Here is a 9,154-nt window from a genome sequence, read left to right on the forward strand (position 1 = left end):
GCGCTGCTATTTCTCTGGTTACCTAAAATATAAACATGGTTCTGACCTCAAAGGAGGCCGCCATGAGTCAATCAATGATCAGTTTAGTAGTCGGGGTCGTGGTGCTGCTATGCGTCGCGATATTCGCAGCGGCACGGTACAGACGAGAACACAAGGACGAGCCGGTTACCCGTTGGCTAGACACGCATCCGATTCGCGACTGGCTGCGCCATAAGCACTGAGTGACTCAACGTGATTTTTGGAAGCGCTGGGGCGCGCGAGTGCTATTTCTCTATCTCGCAGTCTGTCGCCCGATGTAAAGGAAGAACAGATTGAAAAGGCTGATATGACGTACGCAATGTGGGGCATCCTGAGCGGGATGACGCTGATGTTTGGTGCGTCGCTGCAGCGGTATAGGCACAGCCTCCACCGCAAGCGGGAGATCCATTGGCTCGATGAACACCACGCATTGGACAGGCTACGCAAGCAATTCGGATCGAAGCCCCGTAAATGACACGCGCTGGGCAGATTGCCACGTTGCAAAGACTGTTTTCCTGGAGGAGTCGACAAAATGACCCTGAACTACGCAGGCAGGTCGCACGATGAAACCGTGGCAGTGCGACACAAGCAGAAACAGAAGGCGCAGGAACAAGCTGGCGGCGAGATGGCGATAGAAGGCACGGAGGCCGACGCGGAGCATAGTTGCGGCGAGCTCTCCGAGCGGGGCAAGCAGGTATGGCGAAGTGGAAGCGGGATCAACGGCGGGGGGAAGGAGTGATGTGGCCTCGTCGATCTGAGACGATGCGGGCGGAGGGTTCTGTCACGTTGGAGAGGCGGCCGGGTAAGATCGCGAGATGAAGAGGACGAAATCTCTCTATCATGGCTACCGCTTTCCGGCGGGGATCATCAGCTGCGCGGTACGCTGGTACTATCGGTTCAAGCTGAGCCGGCGTGACATCGAGTCGTTGCTGCATGAGCGCGGCGTGACGGTCACGTACGAATCAGTGCGCCGCGAATGCGACCGGCCCGGCGCGCCATTCGCCCGTCTGGCGAAAGCGGCACGGGGCAAGTCGGGCTCGACATGGCACCTGGATGAGATGTTTGTGAACCTGCGCGGCGAACCGTACGTGCTATGGCGCGCCGTGGGTGAACACGGTACCGAACTGGACGTGCTGCTGCAGAAGCGCCGCGACAAGGCAGCGGCAAAGCGCTTTTTCATACGGGTGTTACGTTCAGTTCCCGTGCCGCGCAAGATCGTCACCGACCAGTTGCGCAGCTACCCGGCCGCAAAGGCAGAGATCCCGGAACTCGCATGCGTGAAGCACGTGTTCATCAAAGCGGCCGCGCGGGTGAACAACCGTGCCGAGAACAGTCACCAGCCCACGCGCGGGCGCGAACGTCAGATGCGAGGCTTTCGCGATCCAACGCTGGACGGTGGCAGAAGGGGCGGCCAACTCTAATTAATAAGTATAACGATACGTCTGCACCAAACCCAGTCTGTCTCCGTCAATTTGACAATGCCCTCCGCTCTACCCGACAATGGCGCGGCAAGCCGGTCAATATGAAAGTTGGACGGGATGGCGTCGCAGCGAGATATACCAATTGCGATCCACTGGGCAGGGACATCAAGCTTTTGTTTGTAACTTCGACTGCGGCTAAGCTCCGGGCGAGGCGACTAGCGCCTCCCCCTCAACTAGGCTACTCCGAAGAGGAGCACAATCACCTTGCTGCACCGTCAATCACCCCCGTAAGGAGTAGCCATGAGCGCCGAAGCCTTGAAGAAACTGTGGGCGGAGTTCGACGATCTCGCATCCAAGAGCCAAAGCGAGGACGTTCAATTCGTGATCAGGGCCATTAAGCTGCACGCGGAAGTAATGGACTCCCGCCTCGCCGCAATTGAGGCGATAGCAAACGTGTCCGCCAAGCATCCAACGAAGTAGCGTTAGACGGTCGGACTGAGCATCCGGCCGCTGGCGGGCGACCGCCCCGCGTCGGCTCCCTGCCATCGGCCCGCAGAGCGCTCTGCGGACCCTTGCCGACTGTCGTGGGTTGGCGAAACGTGCCTTCGTGGACTTCACTAAACAGCGACGGCCTGCCGTTGGTCCGGCAGTTGCGTATTCCATAGACCAAACGGGCAGAGAGGGGCAGCTGTGCGATGGTGTGGCACGATGTCGGACAGTTCGCACGTGGCGCTAGCATCGGCTATGTGGCTTCCGCGGCCGAGTTATGGATGGCCTGGCCGCTTTCCATATGTCCTCGCCGGCTCCAGCTACAGTGTTCCAGCCTGCGAGGAACGCGTTACCGACGATCTGAAACAAAGCAATGAGTCGTGGCATATTGCGCCCTTTGAGAGGTTCCGGGTGTCGGCAGCGGTGCTGACACCAGATCTGCATGGGTATCTGCGCTAGTCGGGGCTATCGAAGGCAAGCATGCATAGATTTCATTCGAAACGAGACGGAGCCCGCCGGATAGAGGATGAACGATCGCGAACTGCAACGGCATGCCACATGCGGGACACGCGCACGCTCAGTCCGTCGGGGAATTGTCCAATGGCGGCACAGCCATGTTCCGGTTCATCCTCGTATTCGGAAGCGCCAGCGAAGAGCAGTGGTACTTCGCCAGTTCCTTCGAACCAACGAGGTGCCGTTATCGTGCATAGCTGATGCAAGACGACCGGAAGGGGATGAAAAAGTATCCGTGCAAGGCGTCCGAGCGCGTTCTCGCGGGCCATTTGCCCGACCTGCGCGCCGGGCTGTCTGTCGCTGGCCTGCTCGTTCCTGAGGCGATCGCGTATTCAACCATTGCGAACTTACCACCTCAGACGGGCGTTATCGCGCTGCTCGCGGGACTCGTCGCCTACGGCCTGCTGGGCAACAGCCGCTTTGCGATTGTGTCGGCCACGTCCTCGTCGGCGGCCGTCCTTGCAGCCGTAGCAGTGGGAATGGCCGGTGACAGCCTGCCGATGCGCATGCTGCTAGCCGCCGGGCTCGTATTGATTACCGGGTTGATCTTCGTGAGCGCGTCGCTCGCACGCTTGGGCAGCGCTTCTGAGTTCATCGCCAAACCCGTGCTGCGAGGCTACGCGTTCGGTCTAGCAATTGTGATCATTGCAAGACAGATCCCGAGTTTTCTCGGCGTGAGTCTCAAGCACACCGATTCTGCCGGCTTCCTGATCGAACTTGCCCGTAGCTACCCGCAGTGGAACGTCTGGCAGTTAGCGACCGGGCTCGTCGCGCTGGCCCTGCTATTCGCATTCGGTCGCACACGCCAAGTGCCGGGCGCGTTCGTCGTCATCTCGCTAGGCATCGTCGCCAGTCGCTGGTTCGGCCTTCAGGCCCATGGAGCGTCGGTGGTCGGCACAATCGACCTGTCAGGCCAAATGCCTTCCCTGCCCGGCCTTGATCCCCACCAATGGGCACAACTTGGCGAATTCGCCTTTGCGCTGGCGCTGATCCTTTACGCCGAATCGTATAGCTCGATCCGCACGTTAGCACTCAAGCATGGAGACTTGACGGCGCCGAACCGTGAGTTGCTCGCGCTCGGGGCTGCAAATATGCTGTCGGGGCTCTTTCATGGCCTGCCTGTAGGCGCGGGCTATTCGGCAAGTGCCACTAACGAAGCGGCTGGTGCACAGTCGCGCTGCGCAGGTTGGGTCGCTGCCGTAGTGGTGGCCATCATCATGCTCCCGTTGCTGCCATTGGTGGCACTCACGCCCAACGCGGTTCTCGCGGCCGTCGTTTGCCATGCGCTTAGTCACGCGTTGAACCCATCAGTATTCACACCGTATTTGCGCTTGCATCGCGACCGTTTCCTCGTCGCCGCCGCGGTGCTAGCGGTGCTCGTACTAGGCGTGCTCTACGGGTTGCTCGCTGCGATTGGGGTCAGCCTGCTGATGCTTTTTCGAGGGCTCTCTGTTCCGAACGTGAGCACGCTCGGCCGCCTTGGCGAAGGACACGATTTCCTTGTTCTCGCAGCGCATTCTGATGCGCGACCAGTCCCGGGCGTGATCGTCCTGCGTCCGGAGGCACCGCTCTTTTTTGGCAACGTCGAAGTCATGTTTCAGCATGTGAGGACGTTGGTCGTCGATGCGGGCGACAGTACGCAATCGATTGTTATCAGTCTGGAGGAGTCCACCGATCTGGATAGCACCAGCGTGGAGGCATTGATGGAATTCGAACGCTTTGCTGCAGCACGCGGCAAGAGGTTGTTCTTCGCGCGCCTGAAGGAGCCCGCGCTGGCGTTGTTGACCGTGGCAGGCATGCCTGGTCTCACCCCTCCGTACGTTCATTACAGCGTCGACGATGCGGTCGCCGCCGCGCTCGCTCAGTCGATTTGACGCATGGACACTTGACAGGTGAGGGGACGAATGTCGCTTGTGGTGGCCGATGATGCAACTAACATGGGCCGCGCACGAAGGTCCGTTGTCTGGGCGGAGCCGCCGTTTGAATGTCCGTCTGCGCGCGTTGGCGAATGGCAGTAGATGGCCGCACCCCGTCCGATGATGCAGACTGCGCCGCTCGAGTGGGCCGCCGACCTGCGGATGATAAGCACCGACGCTTCCAGGGCGTTGGTCGCTTGGCCAGACCAACTGCACCTCAGAACTGTCCTGATCGCAATGGGGCTACACTGAAAGTGCGATGGAAACAGGAGACGGCCGTGACGAACTCTGACCCCCAAAGCACGTTCCGAGGGCTACCGCTTACGGCGGAGCAGGACGCGGAAGTACGGCTCTACATCAAGGTCCGTACGCAGCACGGTCTGCCGTGGGACACGCCGGAACTGAGCGCGATGCTCAGGGATATGCTGCAGCCCCCAAGTTACGACAACGGCGATTTGGGCGCGGTGGCAGACGAAATGAAAGCAGCCGACGAACGTGCAACGGCGTCGGTCGACGAAGCGATGGACCCCATCGAGGCGGACGAGGAGCGGAATGCGGCGATGGAGTCGGAATGGATGAAAGGGCCCAAACGATAGAGCCGCGAACACCGGGGCTTGCTTCGTGGTAACGCCGCATGCGGGAGATTGCGATAAGTTCCTCGCGGGTGCGGCGAGTATGGTCTCCTATCCGGTTCCCTTCGCCAAGTGTTGTTGTCGGCAATCCCAAAGGCCGCGTTGCGGCCCAAGCACTCGGAGGTTCACATGAGCAACGCTGCAGTCGAGACCCCGGACGTGCGGGGCGTGGACATGAAGCTCGAGGTCGTCGTCATCCCTGTTTCGGACGTCGATCGCGCCAAGCGCTTTTACGGCGGCGTGGGGTGGAGACTTGACGCCGACTACGCCTCCGATGATGGCCACTTCCGCGTAATCCAGTTCACGCCGCCCGGTTCCGGGTGCTCGGTCATCTTCGGCAAGAACGTCACCGCGGCCACACCCGGCTCCGCCCAGGGACTGTACCTGATCGTCTCCGACGTCGAGGCGGCTCGCAAGGAGCTGCTGGGACGTGGGGTGGAGATCAGCGGAGTGTTCCACGACGCCGCTGGCGCGTACGCCGGCTCGGATGAGCCATATCTGTTCGGGCGGATCCGGGTTAGCGGTCCGGACCCCGAGCATCGCAGCTACCGCTCGTTCGCCTCTTTCAGCGATCCGGACGGCAATGGCTGGCTGTTCCAGGAACTCACCCACCGAGCGCCCGGTCGCGTAGACACAGACGCCACGACCTTCACCTCGTCAGCGGATCTCGCGGCGGCGCTCCGGCGGGCGGAGGCCGCGCACGGCGAGCACGAGAAGCGGACCGGCGGCCAACGCGATGAGAATTGGCCGGACTGGTATGCGGAGTACATGGTTCGTGAGCAGGGAGGCAAGGACCTGCCCTTGTGAGCTGGCGGTTCTGACGATCGCTGTCGCTATCGCTGTGGTCGAAACCTCGCCGCGATTGCGAGAAAAGGTCTTGGACCGGCCAATACTACGCACACCCCTTCTATGGGGCATTGAAAGTCAAGCCCTGTCCGAGATAAAAATTCTGTTATGCGAAGTAAATTTCCTTTCGCGTTGTCTACGGCCAGTTTGCGCGGTCGCCTGCTACGACCAGACGCAGACTGGCCGTAGACAACCTGTGAAACACAGGTGGCGAGGTATCGTCACGTTGTTGGCGGGTTGAGGGAGAAGCGGCGACATTCGCGGACATGAAACGGACAACTTTGCCGCAGCGCGCGCCAGCCACCCACACCATTTCCTACGCCGGCTACCGGTTTCCGCCCGATGTGATCAGCTACGCGGTGTGGCTGTACTACCGTTTCCCGCTGAGCCTGCGCATGTTCGAGGAACTGCTGGCCGCCCGTGGCATCGATCTGACCTACGAGACAGTGCGACGCTGGTCCGTAAAGTTCTGGCTGGGGATTGCCCGGCGTATCCGGTCCACCGCGCTGGCGCGAGGCGACAAGTGGCACCTCGATGAAGTGGTCGTCACGATCAATGGCAGGAAGCACTGGCTGTGGCGTGCGGTGGGCCAGCATGGCGCGGCGCTCGACGTGTTGGTGCAAAGCCGGCGCGACCGGCACGCGGCCCGGCGCCTGATGCGCAAGCTGCTCAAGAAACGTGGGCGCGCGCCGCGTGTACTTTTCACTGACAAGCTCAGGAGCTACGCGGCGGCGAACCGGGATCTGGGACTCAACGTCGAACATCGCCAGCACAAGGGGCTGAACAACCGGGACCAGCCGACACGGGTGCGCGAGAAGGTGATGGGCCGCCTCAAATCAGCGCGTCACCTGCAACGTTTCGCTTGGGTCCATGATCAGGTGGGCAATCTGTAGTGGGTAGCCCCACTGCCTCACGGCAGCGGAGCCCCCGAAGAACTGTACGTGCAAGTTTCCCTGCATACAGCTCGAGCACAGCGTTAAGCGCCGTATTGACGCCGGTCTTGCCATTGCACCGCAAGCCCTTCGCAAACGTCACATTGTTGATTCGCCTCATTACTGAGGCGAAGGGCGCTGAACCGTAGCCCAACCGGTCACTCACAAGCTTCCCTTCGTTTGAATCTCAGATGTTGGCCTGCGACAGCTGCACCACGCGCAAGTGGGCACCCTTTCAGGTCGGGGCAAATCTCGAACCCCTATACGAACCATTACAGATCGTCATTCGCTTGCTGCGCGTTCTCATACCTGCTCCTCCAACAGTTTCCCTCGCGGGGCACCTGCCTCGTTTCGATCCATTGAGACGCAGGCGGAGAATCAGGCTTATCACGTTCCCAGTCTTGCCGACACCAATACTGCTGGGCCTATCCGTTTAGCACCTGTCTATTCCCCGATGGCTCCAGGACGACGTGCCTCCAGCATGAAGAGAAGCAACCGGCCATCTACCATTTTGGTCAGAGCCTTACAGCAGCTTAGGCTCTTTCGGCTTAACGAGGATTCCATCGACAGTTCACTTACGTTGCGCATGCGGAACTTGCCTCGCCCCCACACCGCACGGCTGCTGGCAGTGTCGGCTCCTTCCCTGTCGCCAGGGTGAACCGTCTCCTGAAGGGTACTTTGTCCCCGGCGCTTCGAACCCGATCGTTACCAATCGCGCACGTCCGGGTAGGCAACTGCTGGTCGTACAGCAGGTCACCGCTTCAACCTCCGCTATTCCAGTGGTTGAATGTGACAAGGCAAGAAAGAGCTTTGCCATCTACTACATGCCGCATAACGTGCGGCTGACGGCGACACGTGTCGCACTCATGCATTGCCGTTACCACACCGACGCAAAACAGAAGCGGGCGCTTCGCACCCTGGCCTTCGAGGCGTTGGAAAGCGTGACGGGCGCTCCGATGCGGGAGCGACTCGCCGCTTAAATTAGGCATACTTACAGACGGCGTGTTCGAGCGCGTGCCGTTCGACAACTTGACAATACCAGGTAGCCTTATCGGAAAGTTTTCGGGTCTTTCAGCGGACGCTTGCCGTCGATGATCGCCTTCGCTTCGTCGATCGCTGCATCCAACGCCCAGTCTTCTTGACGATATCCCTCTTCCTCGAGGCATTGGACGGGGATTTGCATGGGTTGCTCTGCATCAAATTCGCGCGGGATAAGCACGAAACCGTTGAATCCGAATATCTGCAACTGCTCGTCCCCGACGCCCTGTTTCGCAAGCGTTCGAACTAGGTACTGAAATCCGTTGTACGTATTCTCAGCGTGGGCCATGTCAATCTCCATCATCATTGAGCAGGACGCGCAGCGTGAACATTGACACGAACAAGCTGCGTGAGCTTGCCGAACGCGCGACGCCGGGTCCGTTGAAATGGTGGACTAGCAATAGCGCAAAGCGCCAAACTGCGGGGCGCGGCCCCGACGGCGGCGTACTGCATGCGACTATGGTACGCCGAGACTACGCCGACGTTGCTTGCGGCGCTGCTGACGTGGACCACATATCAGCTGTCGACCCTACGACGGTCCTGGCCCTGTTCGATCAGGTCGGAAAGCTGCAGCGTGAGAATGCGCCACTGTCGACGCTCATCAACATGCCCGAGTTGCACGCCTTCGCGAAGGCGGTCGTGCTCGAGACCACTCATCAGCGCGAACGCTGGGGATCAGAGGACGACTCGTCAGCCATTGCCGTCCTCCCATTGATTCTCGAGGGATCCTGGCATGAAGGAACGCCCTATTCTTTCCAGTGGCGCGTTAGTGCATGCGCTGCCCGACGGTCAAGCGACGGACTATCGAAGATGTGCCGCAGGATCAGGATGTGCGTACTAACCTGGCGGTCAATTGCTGTCCTCATACGATCAAACGACGCATCGAATGCATTTTCCAGACTGCGGAAGCGGCCTGCCGCGATGCCGTCAATGGGCACGTTGATCCGGTTTGCCTGCGTGGTCTCCCTGATCCATTGCATGGCGACGTAGAACCCGTTGGTCGAGTCCCCGCTGACACCGGAAGTCATCTCGAAACCCATGTACTCGTAGCTGCGCTTATCTTCCATGAACTCGACTCCTATTGTCTCGGAGAAGTCCCAGCATGAGGGAACGCCCAATCATTTTCAGCGGAGCCATGGTGCGCGCAGTGTCACCCATTAACGTCACCGCCCAATATCTGCAGGGCCGGGCTGGCACTTAGTCCTGGCCCCATAGCGGCAGGCTCATGGTCGTGTCGTAAGCGGTGAACATGACATTGAACCTAACGCTGATGCGCGAGCGGGCGTTCGTGTTCACTGACACCGAATGTGACAGCCAGGCGGCAAACACGAGCAAGGTGCCGTCGCTCA

7 protein-coding genes and 2 pseudogenes are annotated in these 9,154 nt (G+C 60.1%); 7 read left to right on the plus strand and 2 right to left on the minus strand.

Going from position 1 to position 9,154, the window contains the following annotated elements; all coding sequences use genetic code 11:
- Positions 1–550: 550 nt before the first annotated feature.
- The 7 genes and pseudogenes from P0D89_RS36410 to P0D89_RS36440 all read left to right on the plus strand — a co-directional run.
- The gene (locus P0D89_RS36410; protein WP_408364967.1) at positions 551–757 is read left to right on the plus strand and encodes a hypothetical protein; all 207 of its coding nucleotides are present in this window, start codon (positions 551–553) and stop codon (positions 755–757) included.
- A 76-nt stretch (positions 758–833) separates the two neighbouring features.
- Positions 834–1,403: pseudogene (locus tag P0D89_RS36415) on the plus strand (IS6 family transposase); the annotation flags it as partial.
- 336 nt (positions 1,404–1,739) lie between these two features.
- Positions 1,740–1,919 (plus strand): hypothetical protein, encoded by a 180-nt coding sequence (locus P0D89_RS36420; protein ID WP_408364965.1) that lies wholly within the window; start codon positions 1,740–1,742, stop codon positions 1,917–1,919.
- Between the two features lie 743 nt (positions 1,920–2,662).
- Positions 2,663–4,315 (plus strand): SulP family inorganic anion transporter, encoded by a 1,653-nt coding sequence (locus P0D89_RS36425; RefSeq protein ID WP_408364963.1) that lies wholly within the window; start codon positions 2,663–2,665, stop codon positions 4,313–4,315.
- A 320-nt stretch (positions 4,316–4,635) separates the two neighbouring features.
- Positions 4,636–4,953 (plus strand): hypothetical protein, encoded by a 318-nt coding sequence (locus tag P0D89_RS36430; RefSeq protein WP_408364961.1) that lies wholly within the window; start codon positions 4,636–4,638, stop codon positions 4,951–4,953.
- 165 nt (positions 4,954–5,118) lie between these two features.
- Positions 5,119–5,796: a VOC family protein gene (locus tag P0D89_RS36435; protein WP_408364959.1), complete on the plus strand. Its 678-nt coding sequence runs from the start codon at positions 5,119–5,121 to the stop codon at positions 5,794–5,796.
- Between the two features lie 305 nt (positions 5,797–6,101).
- Positions 6,102–6,725 (plus strand): annotated as a pseudogene (locus tag P0D89_RS36440) (IS6 family transposase); the annotation flags it as partial.
- Between the two features lie 1,090 nt (positions 6,726–7,815).
- Here P0D89_RS36440 and P0D89_RS36445 read toward each other — a convergent pair.
- Both P0D89_RS36445 and P0D89_RS36450 read right to left on the minus strand, forming a co-directional pair.
- Positions 7,816–8,094 (minus strand): hypothetical protein, encoded by a 279-nt coding sequence (locus tag P0D89_RS36445; RefSeq protein WP_408364957.1) that lies wholly within the window; start codon positions 8,092–8,094, stop codon positions 7,816–7,818.
- Positions 8,095–8,551: 457 nt separating this feature from the next.
- On the minus strand, positions 8,552–8,872 hold the full coding sequence (locus P0D89_RS36450) for a hypothetical protein (protein ID WP_408364955.1): 321 nt from the start codon (positions 8,870–8,872) through the stop codon (positions 8,552–8,554).
- Positions 8,873–9,154 lie beyond the last annotated feature (282 nt).

Origin of the sequence: Paraburkholderia sp. RL18-085-BIA-A (genome assembly GCF_046027075.1) — a bacterium.
Lineage (GTDB): Bacteria > Pseudomonadota > Gammaproteobacteria > Burkholderiales > Burkholderiaceae > Paraburkholderia.